This window comes from Pseudomonas luteola NBRC 103146 (genome assembly GCF_002091675.1).
GTDB lineage: Bacteria > Pseudomonadota > Gammaproteobacteria > Pseudomonadales > Pseudomonadaceae > Chryseomonas > Chryseomonas luteola.
Genome location: NZ_BDAE01000018.1, coordinates 72520 through 97463 on the forward strand (window position 1 = coordinate 72520; position 24944 = coordinate 97463).

General features: G+C 55.6%; 26 protein-coding genes. 11 read left to right on the forward strand and 15 right to left on the reverse strand.

Annotation, left to right across the window (positions count from 1 at the left end; genetic code table 11):
• Nucleotides 1-160: 160 nt before the first annotated feature.
• The 4 genes from PLU01S_RS17995 to speA all read left to right on the forward strand — a co-directional run bounded on the left by PLU01S_RS17995 (nt 161) and on the right by speA (nt 4911).
• Nucleotides 161-1216, forward strand: a complete 1056-nt coding sequence (locus PLU01S_RS17995; RefSeq protein ID WP_074824968.1) for a DUF2333 family protein — start codon at nt 161-163, stop codon at nt 1214-1216.
• 137 nt (nt 1217-1353) lie between these two features.
• The gene (locus PLU01S_RS18000) at nt 1354-2343 is read left to right on the forward strand and encodes an aldo/keto reductase (protein WP_019364332.1); all 990 of its coding nucleotides are present in this window, start codon (nt 1354-1356) and stop codon (nt 2341-2343) included.
• 188 nt (nt 2344-2531) lie between these two features.
• On the forward strand, nt 2532-2903 hold the full coding sequence (locus PLU01S_RS18005) for a translation initiation factor Sui1 (protein ID WP_010795418.1): 372 nt from the start codon (nt 2532-2534) through the stop codon (nt 2901-2903).
• Nucleotides 2904-2997: 94 nt separating this feature from the next.
• Nucleotides 2998-4911, forward strand: coding sequence for an arginine decarboxylase (gene speA, locus PLU01S_RS18010; protein WP_074824966.1), 1914 nt, complete (start codon nt 2998-3000; stop codon nt 4909-4911).
• A gap of 35 nt (nt 4912-4946) precedes the next feature.
• On the opposite strand, the gene mtgA is transcribed toward speA, so the two are convergent.
• Nucleotides 4947-5642, reverse strand: coding sequence for a monofunctional biosynthetic peptidoglycan transglycosylase (gene mtgA, locus PLU01S_RS18015; protein WP_074824964.1), 696 nt, complete (start codon nt 5640-5642; stop codon nt 4947-4949).
• Nucleotides 5643-5709: 67 nt separating this feature from the next.
• Between mtgA and PLU01S_RS18020 the strand changes: the two genes are divergently transcribed.
• The 4 genes from PLU01S_RS18020 to trmB all read left to right on the forward strand — a co-directional run bounded on the left by PLU01S_RS18020 (nt 5710) and on the right by trmB (nt 7956).
• Nucleotides 5710-6081, forward strand: a complete 372-nt coding sequence (locus PLU01S_RS18020) for a DUF423 domain-containing protein (RefSeq protein ID WP_074824961.1) — start codon at nt 5710-5712, stop codon at nt 6079-6081.
• Nucleotides 6082-6157: 76 nt separating this feature from the next.
• On the forward strand, nt 6158-6358 hold the full coding sequence (gene thiS, locus PLU01S_RS18025) for a sulfur carrier protein ThiS (protein ID WP_010795414.1): 201 nt from the start codon (nt 6158-6160) through the stop codon (nt 6356-6358).
• Nucleotides 6359-6376: 18 nt separating this feature from the next.
• Nucleotides 6377-7171, forward strand: a complete 795-nt coding sequence (locus tag PLU01S_RS18030; protein ID WP_074824958.1) for a thiazole synthase — start codon at nt 6377-6379, stop codon at nt 7169-7171.
• 113 nt (nt 7172-7284) lie between these two features.
• Nucleotides 7285-7956 (forward strand): tRNA (guanosine(46)-N7)-methyltransferase TrmB, encoded by a 672-nt coding sequence (gene trmB, locus PLU01S_RS18035; RefSeq protein ID WP_216822604.1) that lies wholly within the window; start codon nt 7285-7287, stop codon nt 7954-7956.
• A gap of 40 nt (nt 7957-7996) precedes the next feature.
• On the opposite strand, the gene PLU01S_RS18040 is transcribed toward trmB, so the two are convergent.
• The 9 genes from PLU01S_RS18040 to PLU01S_RS18080 all read right to left on the reverse strand — a co-directional run bounded on the left by PLU01S_RS18040 (nt 7997) and on the right by PLU01S_RS18080 (nt 16358).
• Nucleotides 7997-8320 (reverse strand): DUF3392 family protein, encoded by a 324-nt coding sequence (locus PLU01S_RS18040; RefSeq protein ID WP_010795411.1) that lies wholly within the window; start codon nt 8318-8320, stop codon nt 7997-7999.
• A 13-nt stretch (nt 8321-8333) separates the two neighbouring features.
• Nucleotides 8334-9491, reverse strand: a complete 1158-nt coding sequence (gene hemW / locus PLU01S_RS18045) for a radical SAM family heme chaperone HemW (RefSeq protein ID WP_074824951.1) — start codon at nt 9489-9491, stop codon at nt 8334-8336.
• Nucleotides 9488-10081, reverse strand: a complete 594-nt coding sequence (gene rdgB / locus PLU01S_RS18050) for an RdgB/HAM1 family non-canonical purine NTP pyrophosphatase (RefSeq protein WP_074824946.1) — start codon at nt 10079-10081, stop codon at nt 9488-9490. The genes hemW and rdgB overlap by 4 nt, the downstream gene beginning before the upstream one ends.
• A gap of 130 nt (nt 10082-10211) precedes the next feature.
• Nucleotides 10212-10811 carry a methionine biosynthesis protein MetW gene (gene metW, locus PLU01S_RS18055; RefSeq protein WP_010795408.1) on the reverse strand — a complete coding sequence of 200 codons (600 nt, stop codon included), beginning with the start codon at nt 10809-10811 and terminating at the stop codon, nt 10212-10214.
• A 10-nt stretch (nt 10812-10821) separates the two neighbouring features.
• On the reverse strand, nt 10822-11961 hold the full coding sequence (gene metX / locus PLU01S_RS18060) for a homoserine O-succinyltransferase MetX (protein ID WP_074824943.1): 1140 nt from the start codon (nt 11959-11961) through the stop codon (nt 10822-10824).
• A 106-nt stretch (nt 11962-12067) separates the two neighbouring features.
• Nucleotides 12068-14023, reverse strand: a complete 1956-nt coding sequence (locus PLU01S_RS18065; RefSeq protein WP_074824939.1) for a dynamin family protein — start codon at nt 14021-14023, stop codon at nt 12068-12070.
• A 158-nt stretch (nt 14024-14181) separates the two neighbouring features.
• Nucleotides 14182-14814, reverse strand: coding sequence for a YggT family protein (locus PLU01S_RS18070; RefSeq protein ID WP_010795405.1), 633 nt, complete (start codon nt 14812-14814; stop codon nt 14182-14184).
• Nucleotides 14815-14823: 9 nt separating this feature from the next.
• Nucleotides 14824-15642 (reverse strand): pyrroline-5-carboxylate reductase, encoded by an 819-nt coding sequence (gene proC, locus PLU01S_RS18075; RefSeq protein WP_074824936.1) that lies wholly within the window; start codon nt 15640-15642, stop codon nt 14824-14826.
• An 11-nt stretch (nt 15643-15653) separates the two neighbouring features.
• Nucleotides 15654-16358 (reverse strand): YggS family pyridoxal phosphate-dependent enzyme, encoded by a 705-nt coding sequence (locus PLU01S_RS18080; RefSeq protein WP_074824934.1) that lies wholly within the window; start codon nt 16356-16358, stop codon nt 15654-15656.
• 73 nt (nt 16359-16431) lie between these two features.
• Here PLU01S_RS18080 and PLU01S_RS18085 point away from each other — a divergent pair, with 73 nt between their 5' ends.
• Entirely contained in the window at nt 16432-17466 is a 1035-nt protein-coding gene (locus tag PLU01S_RS18085; protein ID WP_010795402.1) for a type IV pilus twitching motility protein PilT, read from the forward strand.
• Complete coding sequence (locus PLU01S_RS18090; RefSeq protein ID WP_074824930.1) at nt 17466-18605, forward strand: PilT/PilU family type 4a pilus ATPase; 1140 nt, start codon at nt 17466-17468, stop codon at nt 18603-18605. Before PLU01S_RS18085 ends, PLU01S_RS18090 begins: the two co-directional genes overlap by 1 nt.
• A gap of 3 nt (nt 18606-18608) precedes the next feature.
• On the opposite strand, the gene PLU01S_RS18095 is transcribed toward PLU01S_RS18090, so the two are convergent.
• The 3 genes from PLU01S_RS18095 to PLU01S_RS18105 form a co-directional block, all read right to left on the reverse strand.
• Nucleotides 18609-20027: a UdgX family uracil-DNA binding protein gene (locus tag PLU01S_RS18095; protein ID WP_074824928.1), complete on the reverse strand. Its 1419-nt coding sequence runs from the start codon at nt 20025-20027 to the stop codon at nt 18609-18611.
• A gap of 2 nt (nt 20028-20029) precedes the next feature.
• Nucleotides 20030-21241 carry a putative DNA modification/repair radical SAM protein gene (locus PLU01S_RS18100; RefSeq protein WP_074824925.1) on the reverse strand — a complete coding sequence of 404 codons (1212 nt, stop codon included), beginning with the start codon at nt 21239-21241 and terminating at the stop codon, nt 20030-20032.
• Between the two features lie 97 nt (nt 21242-21338).
• The gene (locus tag PLU01S_RS18105; RefSeq protein ID WP_010795398.1) at nt 21339-22007 is read right to left on the reverse strand and encodes a C40 family peptidase; all 669 of its coding nucleotides are present in this window, start codon (nt 22005-22007) and stop codon (nt 21339-21341) included.
• A gap of 208 nt (nt 22008-22215) precedes the next feature.
• Between PLU01S_RS18105 and PLU01S_RS18110 the strand changes: the two genes are divergently transcribed.
• A complete protein-coding gene (locus tag PLU01S_RS18110; RefSeq protein ID WP_010795397.1) occupies nt 22216-22632 on the forward strand; it encodes an NINE protein in 417 nt (138 codons plus the stop codon).
• A gap of 39 nt (nt 22633-22671) precedes the next feature.
• Here PLU01S_RS18110 and PLU01S_RS18115 read toward each other — a convergent pair whose 3' ends face one another.
• A complete protein-coding gene (locus tag PLU01S_RS18115) occupies nt 22672-23943 on the reverse strand; it encodes a dihydroorotase (RefSeq protein ID WP_074824921.1) in 1272 nt (423 codons plus the stop codon).
• Complete coding sequence (locus PLU01S_RS18120) at nt 23944-24942, reverse strand: aspartate carbamoyltransferase catalytic subunit (protein ID WP_074824916.1); 999 nt, start codon at nt 24940-24942, stop codon at nt 23944-23946.
• Nucleotides 24943-24944 lie beyond the last annotated feature (2 nt).

The window sequence follows — 24944 nt, forward strand, 5'->3', positions numbered from 1 at the left end:
TAAAGCCTACCAGCATCGCCTTGCTAGGTCATCGGCTCAGGATCGAGCAACATTAGGACCAAGAGCTGAACGGCTTATGTACACTACCGAGCGTACTTAATCGGCAACCCCTTGTCATAGACGTGGTCGAACGCTGGAGTCGACTATAAGGAATAACATCATGCTGGACTGGAAGAATCGTACAAGCAGTTGGAGGCGGCGGACAGACGGCGCTTCGGCTGTTGGCGGCCGCCCCTGGCTGCGCGCCGTGGCTATCATCATCGGCCTTTATCTGCTCGTGATGTTTATCCTGGGTTGGTACTGGAGCCGCGAGCCGGACCGCTTTCCTGTCCAGCAGCATGCCCAGGAAGCGGCGGCTGCCGCTCAACGCAAACTGGCCCTGGGTTATACCACGGTAGAGACACTCAAGATGGTAGCGGGCACTTTGCTCGACAAGCCAGGCGGCTATCTGTCCAACGATGTTGCGCCCCCTGGTCTCTGGCTCGACAACATGCCTTCCTGGGAATACGGCGTCCTGGTGCAGGTACGTGATCTTTCCCGTGCGCTGCGCAAGGACTTTGCCCGCTCTCAGTCTCAGTCAACGGAAGATGTTGATTTGGCCAAGGCCGAGCCACACTTCAACTTTGACAACCGTAGCTGGGCGATGCCGTCTTCGGAGTCTGAATATCGTGCGGGTATTCGCTCCCTTGACCTTTACTTGGCGCGTCTGGGTGGGCAGGAGCAGCAGCGTGCGCTCTTTTACGCGCGTGCCGATAACCTGCGTAACTGGCTGGGCGACGTAGAGACTCGCCTGGGGTCCCTGTCACAACGGCTCTCCGCCAGTGTGGGCCGTTCTCGTCTGGATGCTGACATCAATCCCAATCAGGATCTGCTCCCCGGACAGGTGCCTGAAGTTCACGAGCGTATCGTCAAGACGCCCTGGCTTCAGATAGATAACGTTTTCTACGAGGCACGCGGGCAGGCCTGGGCGCTGTCTCATATCCTGCGCGCCATCGAAGTAGATTTTGCCGATGTGCTGGCCAAGAAGAACGCAACGGTAAACGTGCGCGAAATCATTCGTGAGCTGGAGGCCGCTCAGCAGCCGGTCTGGAGCCCGATGATTCTCAATGGCAGTGGCTTCGGTATTCTGGCTAACCATTCCCTGGTGATTGCCAATTACATCTCCCGCGCCAATGCGGCAATTATCGACTTGCGCCAGCTGATGGAGCAGGGTTGATACCTCGCCTGGCTGCAGTGTTGCGCTGCAGCCAGGCAACTTTCATTGAACGGCCTGTTCAATACCTCTCCATACGCATGTCTTGCGCTTATCAGGCGTTATCAGCCTATCCACCCCTGAGCCATACAGGAGGTCTCATGTCAGTTGAAACATTGACTATTCAAGGTATATCCCGTCCCGTCAGCCGCATCGCCCTGGGTACCTGGGCGATTGGCGGCTGGATGTGGGGCGGTAGTGATGAATCCAAGGCCATCGCCACGATCCGCAGTGCAGTAGAGCGTGGTATCAATCTGATTGATACTGCGCCCGTCTACGGTTTCGGCAATTCCGAAGAGATCGTGGGCAAGGCGCTGGAAGGAATACGCGATAAAGCAGTGATTGCTACCAAGGTTGCACTGGACTGGAATGATGACGGCCCATTCCGTAACGCTACTCCGGCCCGTATCCGTCAGGAAATTGAAGATTCCCTGCGTCGCCTCAAGACCGATCACATCGACCTTTACCAGGTACATTGGCCAGACCCCTTGACGCCCATTGACGAGACTGCCCGCGAGTTGGAAAAGCTGCGCCAGGAAGGAAAAGTGCTGGCCCTGGGCGTCAGCAACTTCTCGCCTGAGCAGATGGATGCCTTTCGTGATGTAGCCCCTCTGGCAGCGGTACAGCCTCCCTATAACCTGTTCGAGCGCGATATCGAAAAGGACGTACTGCCTTATGCCAAGGATCACGGGCTGGCGGTGTTGGCTTACGGGGCGCTGTGCCGCGGCCTGCTGGCCGGTAAAATGTCACCCTCGACACGGTTTGATGGGGACGATTTGCGCAAGGTCGATCCAAAGTTTCAGTCACCGCGTTTTGAGCAGTACCTTGCAGCAGTGGCCGCACTGGAGGATTACGCCCGTGCTCGCCATGACAAGACGGTCTTGGCGCTGGCTATCCGCTGGATTCTTGATAAGGGCCCAACGATTGCGCTGTGGGGTGCACGAAAGCCCGAGCAGATCGAGGGAGTAGACGAGGCATTCGGCTGGTCCCTGAGCCAAGAGGAGCTAGACGAAATCGATAAAATTCTGACCCGACATGTGACTGATCCGGTAGGGCCGGAATTCATGGCGCCACCGACACGAAAAGGGTAATGAGCCCAGCAGCAGGTTTTCTGTGAGCCTGTCATGAAAATATCCAGCATTGACGCAAATTTGTACTTAGCATTTGCGTTCAATGCTGGTAAATTGCGCGACCTTTTGATGCGCAGCCCCTGCCAGAGTGGGGCGCTCTTGGTTGGTTCTCCAACCTGTCGCTATCCTGACCCTGTGAGGAATGCCCGGTGGTCAAGAAAGCCTCTTCCTTTGCCGGTCTCGGCGGCCTGGTGTATTCCACCGATAGTGGTCGTCATTGCCCGGCTTGTAACAAACCTCTCGCTGACTGCCTCTGTAAGCAGGCCCCCGTGCAGGCTGGAGACGGTATTGCACGTGTTCGCCGCGAAACCAAAGGTCGTGGCGGCAAGACCGTGACCACGGTCAGTGGTGTGCCTGTGACGGCCGATGAACTGAAAGAATTGGCGAGCACACTGAAGCGGCGGTGCGGTACTGGTGGTGCGTTGAAGGATGGCGTCATCGAGATTCAGGGCGATCATGTCGACCTGCTGATTGACGAGCTGACCAAACGCGGTTTCAAAGCCAAGAAGTCCGGCGGTTAAACGAACGGTTCCACGTTCAGGCCATATCTATCCAAACTTACCGCAGCGATCTGCGGTCAACACCTTATTACCTTTCAACAGGAGAATCTGGCGGATGTCCCCACGACGTACGCGCAAAGATGACGGCAGCCAATGGACCGTAGCCGATAGCCGTAGTGTGTACGGCATTCGCCACTGGGGCGCTGGCTACTTCGCTATCAATGACATCGGCAATGTCGAAGTCCGTCCTCATGGTCCCGATGGAGAGCCCATCGACCTTCATCTACTGGTGGGGCAACTGTGCGAGGCGGGCCTTTCGCTGCCTCTATTGGTGCGCTTCCCTGACATTCTGCAAGGTCGCGTGCGGGCACTGACCGGTGCGTTCGATGCCAATATCGAGCGAATGGAGTATGGTGGTCAGTACACGGCCCTGTATCCGATCAAGGTCAATCAGCAGGAAGCGGTCGTCGAGAACATTATTGCCACGCGTAATGTGTCGATCGGGCTCGAAGCTGGTTCCAAACCTGAGCTGATGGCTGTGCTGGCGCTGGCGCCCAAGGGGGGCACCATCGTTTGCAACGGTTACAAGGATCGCGAATTCATACGGCTGGCCCTGATGGGGCTCAAGCTTGGTCACAACGTCTTCATCGTGATCGAGAAGGAGTCCGAAGTCCCGCTGGTGATTGAAGAGGCGGCCGATCTCAAGGTGACTCCGCAGGTAGGTCTCCGCGTTCGCCTGTCATCGCTGGCTTCCAGTAAATGGGCCGATACCGGGGGCGAAAAGTCCAAGTTTGGCCTGTCGGCGGCACAGCTGCTGTCCGTGATCGAGCGTTTCCGCAAGGCAGGACTCGAGCAGGGGGTTCGCCTGCTGCATTTCCATATGGGTTCGCAGATTGCCAATCTGGCTGATTATCGTCAGGGTTTCCGTGAGGCCATTCGGTATTACGCCGAACTGCGCGCGCTTGGATTGCCGGTCGATCATGTCGATGTGGGCGGTGGCCTGGGTGTGGACTACGACGGTACGCACTCGCGTAACGCCAGTTCCATCAATTACGACATGGATGACTATGCCGCGACGGTCGTGGGGATGCTCAAGGAGTTCTGCGATCGTCAGGGCCTTCCACATCCAAACATCTTCTCGGAAAGTGGCCGTGCCATGACTGCGCACCATGCCGTGCTGGTCATGCAGGTAACCGATGTCGAGCGCAACAACGACGCCATGCCTGATATCGAGAATTTCTCCGACAAGCCTGAAGTCGTGCAGTGGCTGGTTGAGCTGCTGGGTGATACCGATCCGGAAATGGTGACCGAGACGTACTGGCGTGCAACCCAGTACGTGAGCGAAGCCTCTGCGCAGTATGCGTCAGGTCGCCTGAGCCTGAGTGACAAGGCGCTTGCAGAGCAATGCTACTTTGCGATCTGCCGTCGACTCTACAATCAGCTCAAGGCACGCCAGCGTTCGCATCGCCAGGTGCTGGACGAGCTGAACGACAAGCTGGCCGACAAGTACATCTGTAACTTCTCGGTTTTCCAGAGCTTGCCGGATACCTGGGCGATAGGGCAGATCTTGCCTATCGTACCGCTGACGCGTCTGGATGAAGAGCCGATGCGCCGCGCGGTGTTACAGGATCTGACCTGTGACTCGGACGGCAAAATCAACCATTACGTAGATGAGCAGAGTATCGAGACCAGTTTGCCGGTTCACGATGTGCGTCCGAATGAAGATTACATGTTGGGTGTATTCCTGGTAGGTGCCTATCAGGAAATCCTGGGCGATATGCATAACCTGTTTGGCGATACGGACTCGGTCAACGTCTATCAGGATGCGGATAGCACTGTGCGTCATGGTGGCATCGAGACTCATGACACCATTGAAGACATGCTTCGCTATGTGCACCTCTCGCCAGAGGAGCTGATGACCTACTACCGCGACAAGGTAGCCGGAGCAAAGCTGACTGCACGCGAGCGTACGCAGTATCTGGATGCCTTGCGTCTGGGATTGACCCGCTCGTCCTATCTCGCAGGTTGATCAAAAAAAGGCCCTGGTTATTACCAGGGCCTTTTTTATTTCATGTGCAACAGGTAGTCACTACCGCCCAACTGCCGGACCTGCTGCCGTATCCAGTTGGCACGACGGCTAACGTAAGCGCTAGGATGACTTGGACTCCATTCCCTAGGGTTGGGCAGGATGGCAGCCAGCAGGCTGGCTTGTCGATCCGACAAGTACGGTGCGCCAATACCGAAATGGTGCTGCGCAGCGGCTTCAGCGCCGAAGATGCCAGAATCCCATTCAACGCTGTTGAGGTAAACTTCCAGGATGCGCTGCTTGGGCCAAAGGGTTTCAATCAGCACGGTAAACCAGGCTTCCAGGCCTTTACGTACCCAGCTACGGCCCGTCCAGAGAAATAGATTCTTGGCAACCTGCTGACTGATCGTGCTAGCTCCACGTAGGGAACCACCGGCTTCGTTATGGCTGAAGGCCTGACGAATGGCGTCCATGTCGAAGCCCCAGTGCTCACTAAAGTGTTGATCCTCTCCTGCCACCACCGACATCTTCAGGTTGTCTGGTAGTTCACGCCATGGCCGCCATTCCCGATGCAGATCGATGGGCTTGCCATCGATCCAGGATTCTATCTTTCGTTCGACCATGACCATCGAGCCGGGTGGGGGCACCCAGCGAAAGAGCAACACGAGCAGTACGCTCGCAGCCATGAAGATGAGTGTGTAGCGAAATAGACGGCGTAGAAGAGAGCGCACCATGCGACTTGGTCTTTAGTTATGAGCGGTCCATTATAACGATCGCTTCGATTCTGTCTGGGAGTTATCCATGCTTCGTACGTTTCTCATGCTGGCCGCCGTGTTTGGCTTTACTGGCGTCGGCCTTGGTGCATTCGCCGCCCATGGTTTGAAAGGGCGACTGTCGCCGGAGCACCTGGCTGTATTTCAGACCGGCGTGTTATATCAGCTCATACATGCTCTGGCATTGCTGGGCGTTGCCCTGCTGGCGACGCATCTGCAGGGACGTTTGGTCAGCTTGGCCGGCGCCTTCTTCGCCATAGGGATTATTCTGTTCTCTGGCAGCCTTTATGTTCTGACATTGTCCGGTATCAGCAAGCTGGGCATCGTCACGCCTTTTGGCGGGCTCGCCTTCCTGGCAGGGTGGGTTTGTCTTGGATTGGTGGCTTGGCGTCTGGCCTAGATGACGATACAACGTTGGTCATCGTGGCAGAAGGGGCTAGAATGCAGCCCTTCATACATTTCAGACCGCTTCTGCCATGCGCATTCAATTGAACGGCGAATCTTTCGAACTTCCTGACGGTGCCACCGTGGCGGACTTGCTCGTCCGGCTTGAACTGACCGGAAAACGGGTAGCCGTGGAACGAAACCTCGATATCGTACCCCGCAGCCAGCACGCCGATACCACGCTTGTGGACGGCGATCAGCTGGAAGTGGTTCATGCTATTGGTGGCGGCTAGACCGCCGGAGAATCTGCCATGAACAGCAATCGTCAAGATACACCGCTTACCCTGGCCGGACGCACTTACCAGTCGCGTCTGCTGGTGGGCACCGGTAAATACAAGGACCTGGAAGAAACCCGTCTGGCCATCGAGGCGTCGGGAGCCGAAATCGTGACCGTTGCGGTTCGCCGGACCAATATCGGTCAGAATCCCGGTGAGCCTAATCTGTTGGACGTTATTCCACCGGATCGCTATACCATTCTGCCCAATACGGCTGGCTGCTATGACGCTGTTGAAGCTGTGCGTACCTGCCGTCTGGCGCGCGAGCTTCTTGATGGGCACTCACTGGTCAAGCTTGAGGTACTGGCGGATCAGAAAACGTTGTTCCCAAACGTCATCGAAACCTTGAAGGCCGCCGAAACCTTGGTAAAGGATGGGTTCGATGTCATGGTGTATACCAGTGATGACCCTATCATTGCCCGTCAGTTGGCGGAGATTGGCTGTATTGCGGTTATGCCGCTGGCCGGTCTGATCGGTTCCGGTCTGGGTATCTGCAATCCGTACAACCTGCGCATCATTCTGGAAGAGGCCAAGGTGCCGGTTCTGGTCGATGCCGGTGTAGGTACCGCTTCGGATGCCACCATTGCGATGGAGCTGGGATGTGATGCCGTCCTGATGAACACCGCCATTGCCCACGCCAAGGATCCTGTCCTGATGGGCGAAGCCATGAAGCACGCCATCCTGGCAGGACGCATGGCTTATCTGGCAGGTCGCATGCCACGCAAGCTATATGCCTCCGCCTCGTCACCTCTGGAAGGTCTGATCAGCTGATCAAGACGTTTCATTCCACCTTAACCTTAACGACCCGGCCTTCAGGCCGGGTCGTGCTGTCTTTGTGAATAGCCATGAGCGATCAGGAATTCGATAACGCCCCCGCACGACCAATGCGTACCATCAAAAGCTTTGTCATGCGTGCGGGACGCATGACGGAAGGTCAAAAAAAGGGGCATGACCAAGGCTGGCCCCGCTTCGGTCTCCACCTGGATGCGGGGCTACAGGATTTCGACGCTGTGTTTGGTCGCCAAGCGCCTCGTACCTTTGAAATCGGCTTTGGTATGGGGCACTCTCTACTGGAAATGGCAGCCGCAGCGCCGGAGCAGGACTTCATTGGTGTTGAGGTCCACCGTCCTGGGGTCGGCGCGTTGCTGAATGGCCTTCTGACCCAGCAGTTGTCCAATGTGCGTGTCTATAGCTGCGATGCCTTGGAAGTGCTTCGCCAGTGCGTTGCTGATGCAAGCCTGGATCGGGTCCTACTGTTTTTCCCGGACCCATGGCACAAGGCCCGCCACCATAAGCGCCGTATCGTTCAGCCTGAGTTTGCCGAGCTGATTCGTAGCAAGCTCAAGGTTGGCGGGGTGCTGCATATGGCAACCGACTGGGAGCCCTATGCGGAATACATGCTGGAAGTCATGAGTGTCGCGCCGGGGTATCGGAATCAGGCTTCAGATGAGCGCTATGTTCCGCGTCCCGAAGAGCGACCCATCACCAAGTTCGAGCGTAGAGGTGAGCGACTTGGGCACGGTGTCTGGGATTTGAAGTTCGAGCGTACCGAATAAAAAAAGGCCTGACAGGTGTCAGGCCTTTTTTCTGCGTATCTCAGCGTCGCTCGGCTAGAACACCCAGCAGACAAGCACCGACCAGCAAGGCGGGTGCCAGGCTGTAATTGTTGAACTGTCCTAAGCCTTTCACAACCCAGGGGGTCAGGTGGGTAGTTGCTGCGCCGTAAAGACTTACTGAAGCCGAAGCCAGAACCGGAACCCGTACAAAGGTAGGCAAATTGCCCAGGCGCTGCTTCATCCAGTTGTTGATTTCAGTGCCGAACATTACCAGCAGGGTTGAAATCAGAGCCAGGGCGATCTCGGCCAGATGACCGCGGCACCAGCGAGAAGCCTCTGCAATAAGGCTAAGTAGGTAGTCCAAGCGTCATGTCTCCTTAGTCAGACAGAAAATGCTGCAGCACATCATTCAAAAAAAGCTGCCCTCGGGACGTAGGGGCCAATCTGGTCGAATCCTTCTCAAGCAGACCTTTGCCGCGTAGCGCTTCCAGTGCCCCAGATAGGCTTTCCAAGGGCTGGCCGGTTCGCTGTGAATACTGCTCACTTGAAACGCCTTCTACCAGGCGCAGAGCATTCATCATGAATTCAAAGGGCAGCTCTGCTGGCGTCAGTACACGCTCACCGGCCTGGAAGTGCTTGGCAGAATCCAGATAGTCCTTGGGAAGGCGCGTCTTCCAGGTGCGAATAATCTGACCATCAGGTGCGCTCAGCTTGGCGTGGGCGCCCGCGCCAATTCCAAGGAAATCACCGAATGTCCAGTAATTCAGGTTGTGACGTGCCTGGCGTCCAGGCTGGGCATAGGCCGAGGTCTCGTATTGCCGATAACCCATTTCGGCAAGTCGAGCCTGTCCCGCTTCCTGAATATCCCAGAGGGTATCGTCTTCAGGTAGCTCAGGCGGCTGGCTCCAAAAGACGGTATTGGGTTCCATGGTGAGCTGATACCAGGAAATATGCGTAGGCGCGAGGGCAATCGCCTGCTCAAGATCCGCCATCGCATCGGCAACGCTCTGGCCTGGCAGGCCGTGCATGAGGTCCAGATTGAAGTTATCGAACCCTGCCCGGCGTGCCATCTCGGCGGCTCGAACCGCTTCGTCCTGCCCGTGGATCCGGCCCAAGGCTTTTAACTTGGCGTCCTGAAAGCTCTGGATGCCAATTGAAAGCCGGTTGATGCCGAGCTGTCGGTAGGCAGCAAACTTGTCCTGCTCAAATGTCCCAGGGTTGGCTTCAAGGGTAATTTCGATATTGGAAGCAAAGGCAACGTGGCGCTCGACGCCTTCAAGCAAGCGCCCCAGCGCCCTGGCTGAAAACAGACTGGGAGTGCCACCTCCAAAAAAGATGGAGGTCAGTGGTCGGCCATGCACATGGACAAGGTCCGCATCCAAGTCTGCCAGCAAGGCATCGACATAGGCCTCTTCAGGTAGCCCGGGCCCTGCTGCGTGCGAGTTGAAGTCGCAATAAGGACATTTACGCACGCACCACGGAATATGGATATAGGCCGACAGGGGCGGCAGTTCAAACGAGGCTGATCGAATCAAAGTCCGAGCCGCTCACGAAGAATAGCCATGGCACGGGCACGGTGGCTGATACGGTTCTTTTCCTCAGGTGTCAGCTCTGCACTCGAGCAGTCCCGCTCGGGCACCCAGAAAAGAGGGTCATACCCAAAGCCATGCTCACCTCGGGCTTCGAAGAGGATGCGCCCTTCCCAGATCCCTTCACAAACGATAGGAAGCGGGTCATCAGCGTGGCGAACCAAGGCCAGCACACTGACAAACTGAGCGCCACGCTCGGCTTCAGGAGTGCTTTCAAGAGCCTTGAGCAGCTTTGCGTTGTTCGCGGCATCGCCGCGTCCTTCTGCATAGCGTGCCGAGTAGATACCGGGCGCGCCACCCAGGGCGTCGACAGCAAGGCCGGAGTCATCGGCCAGGGCGGGCAGGCCGGATACACGCGCTGCATTACGCGCTTTGAGAATGGCGTTTTCAATAAAGGAAAGTCCGGTCTCTTCCGGTTCGACCTGACTGAATTCACCGACGGAGCGCACCTTGACGGCATCACCCAGCATGGCTTGAAGTTCTTTGAGCTTACCGGCGTTGTGGCTGGCCAGCACCAGCTCGGACAATTGAATCATGTCGTGTCATCTCTGGTTTAAGGCGGAGACAGGCGAATGCCTGCTCGCATGATATGAAATCTGGAAAGTCGATGTACGTGATTCAGATGGCGGGTCATGACGTCATCTGAGTCAGCGTGACGAACCTGTCTTACAACGACTGGCCCGTCACGCGATAAATACCGATCTCGCCCAGGAGGTTGGGCCACAGGCGGCTACCAATGCCGTGGCGGTGCTGACGGTCAACGGCCAGCCGGTCAAGCACCTTGACCTTGAGTTCGTGGCACAGACGCTCGAAATCCTCAAACGTACAGAAGTGGATGTTCGGCGTGTTGTACCAGGTATAAGGCAAGAATTCCGATACCGGCATTCGCCCGTTACGGGCCAGATACCAGCGGCAGCGCCAGTGACCAAAATTCGGGAAGGTAATGATGCATTCTCTGCCTACGCGCAGCATTTCCTCGAGAATACGATCAGGATAATGTACCGCTTGCAGGGCCTGGCTCATGACAACAATGTCAAAGCTGTTGCTGGCAAAATTCCCCAGCCCCTTATCCAAGTCCTGCTCAAGGACGTTTACACCTCTGCGAATGCACTGCTTGATGTTTTCGTCGTTGATCTCAAGGCCATAGCCGGTGACCTGCTTGTTTGTCTGCAGATAGGCAAGCAGCTCGCCATTACCACATCCCAGGTCAAGGACCCGGCTACCGGCGGGAATCCAGTCTTTGATGATATCCAGATCGGCACGCACGTTCAGGCCCTCATACAGCAATGCGATTCATATAACTAACGAAGGCTTCCAGGTACCGGGGGATCGGTAGAAGAAAAGCGTCATGCCCTTGTGGCGCGTCGATGTCGAGATAGCTGACATTCTTTTTCGCTGCAATCAAGGCATCCACGATCTCGCGTGAGCGGGCCGGTGAGAATCGCCAATCTGTCGTGAAGGACATGATGCAGAAATCAGCCTTTGCATCTGCAAACGTTCTGGCTAGATCACCATCGTGTGCACTGGCGGGATCAAAGTAATCCAGCGCTTTGGTCATCAGCAGGTAGGTATTGGCATCGAAGCGGCCTGAAAACTCTTCGCCCTGATAGCGCAGGTAGCTTTCGACTTGAAATTCCACATTGTGGAAGTCGTAGTTCAACTTGTCTGTCTTGAGTTCGCGGCCAAACTTCTGCCCCATTGCGTCATCGGATAGATAGGTGATGTGACCTACCATGCGGGCCAGCATCAGTCCCCGCTTGGGTACGACGTTCTGCTCATAGAAGCGACCGCCATGGAATTCTTCATCAGTCAGAATGGCTTGGCGTGCCACTTCATTAAATGCAATGTTCTGAGCTGATAGTTTGGGCGCCGAGGCGATAGCCATGCAGTGACGTACACGATCAGGGTAGCTGATGGTCCATTGCAGGGCCTGCATGCCTCCCATGCTGCCGCCTACGACGGCCGCCCATTGTTGAATGCCTAGCGCATCAGCCAGACGTGCCTGGCTATTGACCCAGTCTTCCACGGTAATGACGGGAAAGTCGGCGCCGTAGGGCTTTCCTGTAGCAGGATTGGCGCTGCCTGGGCCTGTTGATCCGTTACAGCCGCCCAGGTTGTTCAGTGCGACGACAAAGAACCGGCGGGTATCGATGGGCTTTCCTGGACCGATACAGCTGTCCCACCAGCCCGGCTTGCGATCCTCCATGCTGTGGTAGCCCGCCGCATGGTGATGGCCGGACAGGGCATGGCAAATGAGCACAGCATTGCTACGGTTTTCGTTGAGCTCTCCATACGTCTCGATGACCAGATCGTACTCGGCCAAAGACCTGCCGCAAGCCAAGGGGAGCGGCTCGGAGAAGTGAAGGACCTGAGGCGTAACCAGGCCTACGGAATCAGGGGGTATGACGCTGGGCATTTAAGGCTCTTATACGTGAGAGGGCGCCAGTCTAAAGAGCGCCATCGCAAGCGGCAAGCATCCTGCAAGCAGGGTGCTTGCCGCATCGGATAAAGGCCCGATGTGGCTAGGCGACACTTACCCCGGGGAGAGCGACGACCTTGGCATGGCGTTGGGCCGGAGCAGGGCGGCGCAACTGTCGCAAGATATCGTTGGCCTCATCAAGCTGACCTGCCAGTGTTTCGCAGTAGGTTTGCAGACGACTCTTCTGTTGCTGGGTATCCAGCGCCTGCTGGGTCAGCGCCTTGAGCTCCAGCATATTGGATTCCAGCAACTGCTTGTGCTCGCGAGTAAACTGAATGAGAGGCAGCAGGGCAACCTCGTTCCAGCGTTTGGCTTCCCGACAGGCCTGCTCATGCACGAAGACCGCTTCCTTTACCAGCGTTGCAAAGAACCGGCGAGTCAGCACACGCTGTTCAGTAAACAGCGTTTTCATCTGACGACGGAAACGATCCGACTTCTGCTGTAGCTGGCGAAGCGCACGAATCTGCGCTTTGACACGCAAACGGGGAGCATCCAGGCGATGGCCAGGATTTTCTTCGTTGTGACGCTGGTAAATCGACTGAAGAACCTTGTTCGCACGTTCACCCTCGTAGTAAAGGGATAACATGTCGTGTTCGACGCTTTGGAAGAAGCGATGGATCGCTTCGCTGATGCCTAGTGTGGTCCAGCTTCCTGCAAGGTTATTGCGTACGTCGGTCAGGTGCCTTTCAAGGCGTGCCGGGTTCAGGGCATCGTTAAGTAGGACGGCCTGCCCCTGAAGCATCCGCTGTGTGGTGCGCAGGTTAAGTAGCCGCTTGTGATAAAGCGCATGCTCCTCACGTGTTTTTTCTATCTGCTCTGCCAGCGTCGAGCCGGTAGCGGCATTTTCCAGTAATGCATGTTGCCGCTTCATATCCTCGAAGCGTTCGCCCAGAAGCGCATGGCTGCTCGCCAGAAGTGAAATCACCTGATTGACCACTCGGCTTTGTAGCAAACGCTCTCTGTGCCCAACGATACGGTCACAGAGCAGGCGTTCGAGGGCGGCCAACTGGCTGCGCTCAAGCAGCGCTGTGTCATGGCGTACCTTGGCAAGCAAGGCTTGCTTGGCAGACAAGGGCAGTACATCCGTCATGGGAATGCCCAGATGACGAGCGCTGACCTCACGAATGCGCTGGATGGACTGATCGACGGATTCGTCACCATTCAGGTCGCCCCAGAGGGTATCGATCTTGTTGAGTACCGCGAACAGCGAGCCTTCCGCGTCGTCACTGGTTGGCTTGATGTGATGCTCCCACAGCTGAAGGTCGGAGGCTGTAACCCCCGTATCGGCCGCGAGCAGAAACAGTACGGCCTGAGCGGCTGGAAGCATCGAAAGTGTCAGTTCAGGCTCACTGCCAAGCGCGTTGAGGCCTGGCGTATCAAGTATGCGCAGGCCCTGACGCAGCAAGGGATGATCGAAGTTGATGATCGCATGGCGCCAGGTCGGGATTTCGACCATTCCGTCCTTGCTGGGCTTGTCCAGTTGCTCGGCATCGAATCCAAGGGATATGGCCTGCTCAACCGGCACTAGGCGCGTTTCGGCGACCTTTCCGAGCGCAGCTGCCATGAGGTCCGGCTGTTCGTAATCCAGTGCAATCTGTTGCCAACGGGCCGTATCGCTTCTCAGATCTGCAATACTGAGGTCATCTAGCCGTGATTCGATAGGTAGAAGCCGAATATACGGGGCTTCTGCCTTGATATCATAGAAGAGCTCGGTAGGGCACATGGTTGTTCTGCCAGCCTGGGACGGCAGCATGCGCTGCCCATAGTCGGCAAAGAACAAGGCATTGATCAGTTCGGTTTTTCCACGGGAAAACTCACCAGCGAAAGCCAGCGTAATGTGATCGTCGCGCAGGATCTGAACACAGCGTGCCAGGGTTTCATCAAGGCTTTGCGAATTGAGGCGATTACGAACAAGCCAGCCGCTGTAGCGATTGATCTGCTGTATGAGTTCAAGCTTCCAAGTCGCGTAGGCATCGACTTGCTGAGACAGACGCTCCATACCCCATCCCTGTCATCATCATGAGCGTAATAAAGGGCGGTACGGTGCCGTAAGGCGGGTCTTGCGTCAATCAAGACCCGACGGGATTCTCTAGGCGGTCACGCAAAGTGTGTGAATGGTTAACGATAAAGGCCCCACCGAACAGATGGGGCCATCGCTTACAGGAACGGTGCGAGGACTGACGGCATGCCTGACATCATGGCCAGGTTGTTGATGACCAGCATGTCGATCAATTTGATCGCAATGAACGCGAAAATGGGCGAGATATCCAGCCCGCCCAGGTTGGGCAGAAGGCGACGGAAAGGCGCCAGAACAGGTTCGCAGATCTGGTTTACAAGCTGGGCACTGGGGTTGTAACTGCCCGGCGCGACCCAGGAGAGAATCACGCTGATGATCATGGCGAAGAAAAAGACCTTGAGAAACAGGGACGCCACGGCAATCAACGACCAGATGAACAGATGGGCAATTGCTCCGCCGACGCCATATTGCATGGTGATCAGGGTGAGGCCGTTTATGCCTTCAACGTTGGTCAGGAGGAGCAGCAGAACCATGAGAACCAGCTGTACCAGTACCGCAAGCGCCAGCGATGCCAGATCGATGCCGCCAAAGCCTGGAATGACTCTGCGTAGCGGGCGCAGCAAGGGTTGTGTGGCTTTGACGATGAATTGACTCAGGGGATTATAAAAATCTGCCTTCACGAGTTGTAGAATGAAGCGCAGCAAAACAATGAGCAGATAAAGACTGCCAAGCGTTTGCAGAATAAGAATCAGGGCGGTATTCAATCCGTACATGACTACTCCTTATTTACCGAGCTCTTCCGCCAGCTCGGCCGAGCGGCGTGCAGCCGCTGAAAGTGCTTGTTGAACGAGGGCCTCGAAGCCGCCCTCCTGAAAGGTCTTGATGGCCTGTTCGGTAGTGCCGCCAGGTGAAGTGACGCGGCGGCGCAGTTCGGCCGGTGACGCCTCGCTGTTCAAGGCCATCTGGGCAGTGCCAAGGGCTGTCTGCAGGGTCAGCCGTGCTGATGTCTCCCTGTCCAGGCCAAGTGCTTCACCGGCCTGGGTCATGGCTTCCATCATCAGGAAGAAATACGCTGGGCCGCTGCCTGATACTGCCGTTACGGCATCCAGTTGCTTTTCGTCTTCTACCCAGACGGTAAGGCCTACGGCAGACAGTAACTGCTCAGCCTGATCGCGCTGGGTTGATGACACATGCTCGTTGGCATACAGGCCGCTGGCACCCTGGCGAAGCAGTGCCGGGGTGTTGGGCATGCAGCGCACCAGGGCACGCTCGCCTAGCCATTGAGTCAGGCTGGCACAGGTGATTCCAGCTGCAACAGAAACGATCAGCTGAGTGCCGGTAAGTGCGCTGGAGAGCTCCTCACAGACGCTTTTCATGACCTGTGGCTTGACCGACAGGACAATTACATCAGCCTGTTGGGCAGCCTCAAGGTTAGACGTGAATGTCTGAATCCCATGGTCAGACTCAAGCGCTGAGCGTTGTGCAGCGTCAGGATTGCTTGCAGTAATGCAGCTGGCCGGCAGTCCCTGTGCGAGAAGACCTCCAATCAGACTGGCCGCCATATTTCCGGCGCCGATAAAGGCGATGCGGGTATCGCTCATAGGTAAATTCCTTAATGAGAAGCAGGCGAAGGGATTGCGCTGTAATGTCTGGCGCCAAACAGTGCTGTACCGATTCGAACCCAGGTCGCGCCCTCGGCAATCGCTGCTTCCAAGTCGTGGCTCATGCCCATGGACAGGGTATCAAGATTCAGGTTCAGCGCCTCGCTGAGTTTTCGTAGGGATGAAAAGGCAGCATGCTGCGCCTCAGGTTCCGTAGCGGCTTCTGGTATAGCCATCAGCCCACGTAAGACGAGGTTGGGCAGCTGAGCAACGGCACGGGCCAGCTCAGGCAGTTCTTCTGGCAAACATCCTGACTTGCTGGCCTCACCACTGATATTGACCTGTAGGCAAATATTGAGCGGGAGCATGTCCTCTGGGCGTTGCTCGGAAAGCCGCTGGGCGATTTTCAGGCGATCAACGGAATGCACCCAATCGAAATGGCTAGCGATCGAGCGTGTCTTATTGGATTGAATCGGGCCGATGAAATGCCAGGTCAAGGGCAGATCTTTTAGCATCTCCTGCTTCTGGATCGCTTCTTGCAGGTAGTTCTCGCCAAAATGTTGTAAGCCGCAGTTGTACGCTTCGCGTAGATCCGATGCCGGTTTGGTCTTGCTGACGGCAAGTAGACCAACGGTCTCAGGGTCACGACCACAAGCCTGCGCTGCGGCTTGGATACGGGTGCGTACTGTTGCGATATTTTCAGCTATCGTTGACATTCAACCTCGTTCTCTAAATACCGCTGCTGATAAGGCGGCATTCTACCTGCTTGTTTGTATTAAGGGAGTCTTCATGGATATCACGGAACTGCTGGCGTTTTGTGCCAGACAGGGTGCATCCGACCTACACCTTTCCTCCGGTTTGCCACCCATGATCCGTGTCGACGGCGATGTTCGACGCATCAACCTGCCCGCTTTCAACGATAAGCAGGTGCATGCGCTCATCTACGACATCATGAATGACAAGCAGCGCAAGGATTATGAAGAATTCCTTGAAACCGACTTTTCGTTCGAGGTGCCAGGCATTGCACGCTTTCGTGTCAATGCCTTCAATCAGAACCGTGGACCGGGTGCCGTATTCCGTACTATTCCCTCTAAAGTGCTTTCGATGGAAGAGCTGGGAATGGGCGATGTGTTTCGCAAGATAACCGATGTTCCTCGTGGTCTGGTGTTGGTCACCGGTCCTACAGGGTCCGGCAAGTCAACGACGCTGGCGGCCATGCTGGATTACCTGAATAACACCAAGTATCACCATATTCTGACTATTGAAGATCCGATCGAATTCGTTCACGAGTCCAAGAAATGCCTGGTCAACCAGCGGGAAGTGCACCGCGATACTCTAGGCTTCTCGGAGGCATTGCGCTCTGCGCTGCGTGAGGACCCGGATATCATTCTGGTCGGTGAGCTGCGCGACCTTGAAACGATCCGGCTGGCGCTGACCGCTGCGGAAACCGGACACTTGGTATTTGGTACGCTGCACACCACATCGGCCGCCAAAACGATCGACCGTATCGTGGACGTTTTCCCGGCCGAAGAAAAATCCATGGTTCGCTCGATGTTGTCCGAGTCCCTGCAGGCCGTTATCTCTCAAACCCTTGTCAAGAAGGTCGGCGGGGGCCGTGTGGCTGCCCATGAAATCATGATCGGGACGCCTGCGATCCGCAACCTCATTCGTGAAGACAAAGTGGCGCAGATGTACTCTGCCATCCAGACAGGTGGTGGTCTTGGAATGCAAACGCTGGATATGTGCCTGAAAAACCTGCTGGCGAAGGGGCTGATCAGTCGCGACAGCGCTCGTGAGAAAGCCAAGATTCCGGAGAACTTCTGATGGAATTCGAAAAGCTGCTGCGGCTGATGGTCGAAAAGGGCGGCTCCGATCTATTCATTACAACCGGTGTTCCACCGTCCATGAAGGTGAACGGTCGTGTTCTGCCGGTAACCAAGGAGCCGCTTTCGCCTGATCAGGCTCGGGAAGTGGTCCTTGGCGTCATGAATGAACAGCAGAGAGCGGAGTTCGCCGAAAAGCATGAATGCAATTTTGCGATCAGCTCCAGAGGGGTGGGGCGTTTTCGGGTAAGTGCGTTCTATCAGCGTAACCTGGTGGGCATGGTGCTTCGGCGTATCGAGGTAAGCATCCCTACGCTTGATCAGTTGCGTCTGCCCGAGGCGTTGAAAAAACTGTCCATGACCAAGCGTGGCCTGGTGCTGTTCGTCGGGGCAACCGGCACGGGCAAATCCACGTCGCTAGCTGCCATGATTGGTCACCGCAACAAGAACTCCACTGGCCATATCATCTCGATCGAAGACCCTATCGAATACATTCACCAGCACCAGAACTGCATTGTGACGCAGCGGGAAGTGGGCCTGGATACGGAGTCTTTTGAGGTCGCGCTGAAGAACACGCTTCGTCAGGCACCTGATGTCATCATGATCGGCGAGGTACGTACTCGGGAAACCATGGAGTATGCGGTGGCATTCGCCGAGACCGGCCACCTGTGTTTGGCAACGTTACACGCTAACAATGCGAACCAGGCGTTGGAGCGGATCATCCACTTTTTCCCGGCTGATCGGCATCAGCAGATATGGATGGACCTTTCGCTCAACCTCAAGGCCATTGTGGCTCAACAGCTGGTTCCCACGGTTGATGGTAAGGGCCGTAGGGCGGTTATCGAAGTGTTGATCAACACGCCGTTGGCGGCAGACCTGATTCGGAAGGGAGAGGTGCATGAGCTCAAGCCGCTCATGAAGCGCTCGACGGAATTGGGCATGCAAACGTTCGATCAGGCCTTGTACCAGTTGTATCGCGACGGTGAGATCAGCTACGAAGATGCGTTGGCGCATGCGGACTCTGCCAATGATCTGCGCTTGATGATTAAGCTGGGCTCCGAAACCGATGCGGATCATTTGACTAACATTACTCAAGGACTCTCCCTGGATATGGGCGAGGACAGCAAGCGTTTCCGATAACCTTTAAGGCTCAAGTAGCTGCCTGGCCTGTACCAGGGCTGCGGTAAGCGCTGCTTGGGCCTGTCTCTGCTTGGCTTCCTCGGGTACGCGCAGAACATAGGATGGGTGATACGTGACGATCAGCCACCGCCCCTGCCACTGTGTAACACGACCCATATACTCACTCAATGAGCCTGGTTTTCTGTGCATCAGGGACTCCAGTGCGGTAGCCCCTAATGCAACAATGACGTCCGGCTTGATGGTATCCAGCTCGTTCTCCAGCCAATGGCGGCACGGGGCGATCTCAACGGTAGGGGTAACGTGTTTGCGTCGACGTCCCTGTGGCGTCCACTTGAAATGCTTGACGGCATTGGTCAGATAGAGCGATTCCCGCTGCAGGCCTGCCTCTCGAATAGCTCGATCAAGCACCTGCCCAGCCGGACCCATGAAAGGGCGGCCTTGCAGATCTTCCTGATCGCCAGGCTGCTCGCCTATCAGGAAAAGCCTCGCATTGAGAGGCCCCTCGCCTGGAACGGCTTGAGTGGCGCGCTGCCAGAGCGGACAGCGACGGCAGGTTTCCAGGGTGCTTGGTTGTTCGCGTACCGGTAATACCTCAGCAGCTGATACGGGTACCGTTTTTCCTGTCTGTTCGCTTACGCTTTTTGCTTGGGCCGTTCGCTGCGTACCGGTGCGCGCCTCGCTAAGCAGTGTGGGGATCAACGGTCCCTCCGGCAGGTCTTTCCAGAATCGCCTGGGCATATGTCCCGTCATGACCTTGGGGTTGGCGCGGGCGGGATTGAATGTGCTTGCGTAATAAGCCATCCAGAGGCGCTCGCCATCATCACGTTGCTGTTTAGCAAGCGCTTCCAGTCCTGTGGGGCAGGGGGCCTCGAGCGTTAATGTCTTTCCATCCCATAATGCGGCTGCCTCCGGTGTGGCGATCAGCCAGGAGGTATTCCCCATCCGGTTGCAGAAATGTGGGGCGGCCAGCGCCAACACATCATGAGCCGGCTCATGCCACGCAACGTAGTGGGGGTTACCCGCATGCTCGCCCCGCTGTTTAAAGCGTAGGAAAGCATGTAAATGATGAATTTCTCGCCTGACTGCCTTGGCCCAACGGTGCAATTCGCTACCATCCTCGTCACCGGCCAGCATCGCTGCTTGATCACCCCGTATGACTCGCCACAGGACACGGTATAGCAGTGCCCAACGCTGGGGATGTCGATAACAGGCTGCCAAGTTCAATAAGTCTGCAAGTTGCCTGGGTACTCGGATAGTTGATGAGGCCGTTTCCAATGGCTGTGCATCTGCGGTAGCAAACAAATCATTTGATAGAGGCTCGGTTTGCCAACTGATTTCATGGGGCGCTATGTCCTGCTCTAGCAACTTTCTGGCTACGCGCCGCCAACCTGCAAACGAGCCGTCAAAGGAAACAGTGCGCATAGTCACCAGAGCGCCAATTGGGCAGGCTTTTCACTGAGCTGAGTACGAAGGTGCAAGGACTCAGCAAGCATGGAGCTGGGACGGTAATCGTGAACAATGATGAACGGCCTGGCTTTTTCCAGGCTGCAACGAAGACGAATGAGATCTGCATAGCGGATACGCCGTTGCTGTCTTAATGTCACGAGGCGCTTGGCTGACAGCATCCCAATGCCTGGAACCCGAGCAATTAACGCAGGCTCCGCCTGATTGAGATCGAGGGGAAAAGTGTCACGGTTACTCAGAGCCCAAGCAAGCTTAGGATCAATATCCAGCGGGAGATTTCCACCTTCCGTTGGTAATTCCGTGGCCGTAAAACCGTAACCTCTAATAAGAAAATCTGCTTGATAAAGTCGATGTTCGCGCAATAAAGGCGGAGGTATGAGAGGTACGGAGTTCGGACTATCCGGGATGGGGCTGAACGCCGAATAGTACACGCGTTTCAGCTGATAGGCGCCGTACAGGGTTTGCGCGGTATCCAGTATGGTCCGGTCATCAGTAGCATCAGCGCCTACGATCATCTGCGTACTCTGCCCAGCCGGTGCAAAGCGTGGCGCATTCTTTTCAGCGGCGGTTTCCTCCAGACCAAGACGGATCGTGCCCATGGCTTTTTTGATGCTGCGAACCTCCTTTTCAGGAGCAAGACGTGTCAGGCCCGATTCGGTAGGCAGTTCGATATTGACTGAAAGACGATCGGCATAAAGCCCTGCCTTGGCGATTAGTAAGGGATCTGCATCAGGAATGGTCTTTAGATGAATATAACCTCGAAACTGATGCTCCTCGCGCAGTAACTGAGCCACTCGGATCAGCTGCTCCATCGTATAGTCTGCCGAGCGGATAATTCCTGAGCTCAAGAAGAGACCGCTGATGGTATTGCGCCGATAAAAATCGAGCGTAAGTTTTACAACTTCTTCCGGCGTGAAACGGGCGCGGGGGACATTGCTGGACCTACGATTGACACAGTATTGGCAGTCGTAGAGGCAAAAGTTGGTCAGTAAGATTTTAAGCAGGGAGACGCAACGGCCATCGGGCGTAAAGCTGTGGCAAATACCCATGCCATCTGTGGCGCCTAGACCATCCTTACCCTTGGATGAGCGCTTGGGTGCTCCACTACTGGCACATGACACGTCATATTTGGCGGCGTCAGCCAAAACGATGAGTTTGTCGGTCAACTCCATGAAGCAGCCCTTTATACTGTATATGTGCACAGTATAAAGGGCTGCAGAAAGTCTTCAACCGCTTCTGCTCAACGGTGGGCTTACGGTAGCGCTATCGTTAGGACTTGTGGGGATTAGGCGCACTACGTGGGCGGACCTGCTGTTCACTCGTGGCGACCATCTGGGGAAGAACACGCTTGGCTGAGGCGAAACGCGTTTTCCAGTAGGGGCGGCTGAGATGATCAATTCGTACGCTTTCTCCACGACGTGGTGCATGGATAAAGCGATCATGGCCCATATAAATCGCAACATGGTCAACATTGCGGCCATGTATCTTGAAAAAGATCAAATCGCCAGGTTTTAGATCCTTTTTTCCAACCTTCATGCCATCCATGCGAGCCAGCTCCTGAGAGGTACGAGGTAGCTCAAGATTCTGGACGTCACGGTATACATAATTCACGAGTCCGCTGCAGTCAAAACCATGCTTAGGTGTTGTGCCGCCCCAACGGTAGGGTGTCCCTAGTACATCGATTGCGCGGTTGACTACTTTGGTGCTTTCCTTGGCCGCAGCATGCTGAGCGGCAGCATGTGCTTGCACAATGGTTCCCGCCTTGGGCTTGGCAGGAGCATAAACATGTTGTGTACGTGCCTTGGGTTTATTGGCACGTGGTGCTGACTTGGCATGAGCCGGAGCGGCAGCGCGAGCACTAACGGCTTCTTTGGCCTGGACTGCCGTCACAGGCAGTACCAAACAGGCTGATAGCCAGGTAATGAGTAAAGAGCGCATTGTCGACAGACCTGATAATCAAAATCGCGCAACTTTATATCAGATCGATAGTTTTATTTCCGCTCCGCCGGTCGAGATATTTATCAAAAATCAGCGGTTCATGTCGCAAAAGGTTTCTATACCAGTTGGAATCACTGGCAGAATGACCAGTGAAGTCAAAAAATCTTGCTTATGAAGCAGACATTACCGCTCTGTGACTGAGGTTGTCATGAAGTACCAAAACGATACGCATAGCAAAGTGCTTGGATACCTGTTGTGGATTTTTGGCTTTCTAGGTGCTCATCGCTTTTATTACGGAAAGCCGGTTACCGGCACCATTTGGTTTTTTACGCTAGGCCTTCTAGGGGTTGGCTGGCTGATCGACCTGTTCCTGATCCCCAGCATGGATCGTGAGGCAGATATGCGGTTCCAGGGCGGTCGCGTCAATTACAGCATTGCGTGGATACTGTTGACATTTCTAGGCATTTTTGGCGTCCATCGGTTGTACATGGGTAAATGGATCACGGCCATTCTGTACTTCTTTACCGGTGGATTTTTCCTGTTGGGTGTGCTGTACGATTTCTGGACGCTGAACGATCAGGTCTCCATCGAGAATCGGCAGAAAGGAGGCGGTATTCTAGGGTAGGGATGAGCGAACCCGCTGTACACAGCGGGTTCGCTGGTTTCAGGCCTGATACGTTGTCTTGCCTGCAACCAGTGTATGGCGAACCCTTCCCGGCAGCTCTACGTCCATGAATGGCGTATTGCGCCCGCGTGAAAGCCAGGGCTTGCCTACGGTGGTACGCTCTTCGAGCGAGAAGAGGACGATATCGGCTGGGGTGCCTACTGATAACTGACCGGCAGGCAGATCCAATACAGAGGCAGGGCCACTTGTTAGCCTGTGAAGGGCAGTCGATAAATCCAGTAATCCTTCTTCTACAAGCTTCAGGGTCAGAGGTAACAACATTTCTGCACTGCTGATACCGGGCTCGGTGGCTGCGAAAGGCGCAAGCTTCGCATCTTCTTCATGCGGCTGGTGATGACTGGCAATGGCCTGTACTACGCCGCTTCGTACTGCTTCACGCAACGCCTGCCTGTCTCGCTCAGTGCGAAGAGGCGGCTGCACATGGTAAAAACTGGAAAACCCTTCAAGCCGTTCATCAGTAAGGAACAGTTGATACAACGCTACATCGGCGGTGACAGGGAGCCCTCGTGCCTGTGCTTCAGCAATCATCTCAATTCCACGGGCGCTGGTCAGCTGGCTAAAGTGTGCTCGTACGCCGCTTTGCTCAACCAGAAGAAGGTTTTGGGATAGGGCAACGGTTTCAGCTGTCTCTGGTATGCCAGCAAGACCTAGGAAGCTAGCGGTAGGGCCCTCATGAGCCAACCCGCCTTCTGCTAGATCAGCATCCTGAGATGTAAAGATAACCTTCAAATCAAAGGTCGCTGCGTACTCCAGTGCTCGCCGAAGCGTGCGCATGCCTGCCATGGGGGCCAGCCCATTGGTAAAGGCTACACAGCCTGCACTGTGCAATGTAACGAGTTCGGCAAGTTGCTCTCCGGCCAACCCTTTTGTCAGGGCACCAACAGGAAAGACACGCGCTTTACCTGCCGCTTGCGCACGATCCAGAATGAGTTCGGTGACCGCAGTAGTATCCAGTACGGGCTTGGTAGACGGCGGACAACACAGGCTGGTTGTACCACCTGCTGCCGCTGCCTGCGTTTCGCTTTCTATAGTGCCTTTTCGGGTATGGCCTGGTTCGCGGAGCGACACATTCAGATCAACAAGGCCGGGAGCTGCTATCAGTCCAGAGGCATCAATTACAGTTTCTGCCTTGAAACCAACAGGGGCTTCACCCAAGGCAATGATATTGCCTTGGGAAACGTGAATATCGGTTATTTGATCGAGGCGGGTGGCGGGATCTATTACTCGCGCCTTGATAATGCTCAGAGTCACTTAGATACTCTCCTGCTCAAGTTGACGCTGGGCCGTTTGCCCGCTCATTGCCATGGATAGAACAGCCATACGTACGGCAATGCCGTAGGTCACCTGATTGAGAATCACAGATTGACTCCCGTCAGCGACGGCCGACTCTATTTCCACTCCACGGTTGATCGGTCCGGGGTGCATGACAATTGCGTCTGGTTTAGCCTGAGCCAGGCGTTGTGTGGTCAGTCCGAACAGCTTGTAATACTCGCCTTCGCTGGGCAGTAGCCCACCCTGCATCCGTTCGCGTTGAAGACGCAGCATGATGACTACATCCACATCTTTCAGTCCGGCCGTCATGTCCGTAAACGTTTTTACGCCATAACTATCTTCAAGGCCGATGGGCAGGAGCGTGCGTGGTGCGACGACGCGAATGTCCTGGCATCCCAGAGTCCGTAGCGCCAGCATATTCGAGCGCGCCACGCGGGAGTGCAGGATGTCGCCAACAATCGCTACAGACAGTTTTTCGAAATCACCTTTGTGACGGCGAATGGTGAGCATATCGAGCATGCCTTGTGTGGGGTGTGCATGGCGGCCGTCACCGCCATTGATGATTGCTACCTGTGGACAAACATGCTCAGCAATAAAATGTGCAGCGCCGGAGTCGGCATGTCTGACTACGAACATGTCCGCCGCCATGGCTTCCAGGTTTCGTAAGGTATCGAACAGTGTTTCGCCTTTGCTGGTCGAGGAAGTCGAAACGTTCAGTGTGATGACATCGGCAGAAAGCCGCTTGGCCGCCAGCTCGAAAGTGGTTCGAGTCCGGGTTGAGTTTTCAAAGAAAACATTGCATACCGTTTTGCCGCGCAACAAGGGTACTTTCTTGACTGCGCGTGCGCCTACCTCAAGAAAGGAGTCTGCCGTATCAAGCAGTTCGGTCAGCAGAGGGCGAGGTAAGTCATCCAGGGAAAGAAAATGGCGCAACTGACCATTGGCATTCAGTTGCAAGGAACGCGTAGCGTTGGTCATGG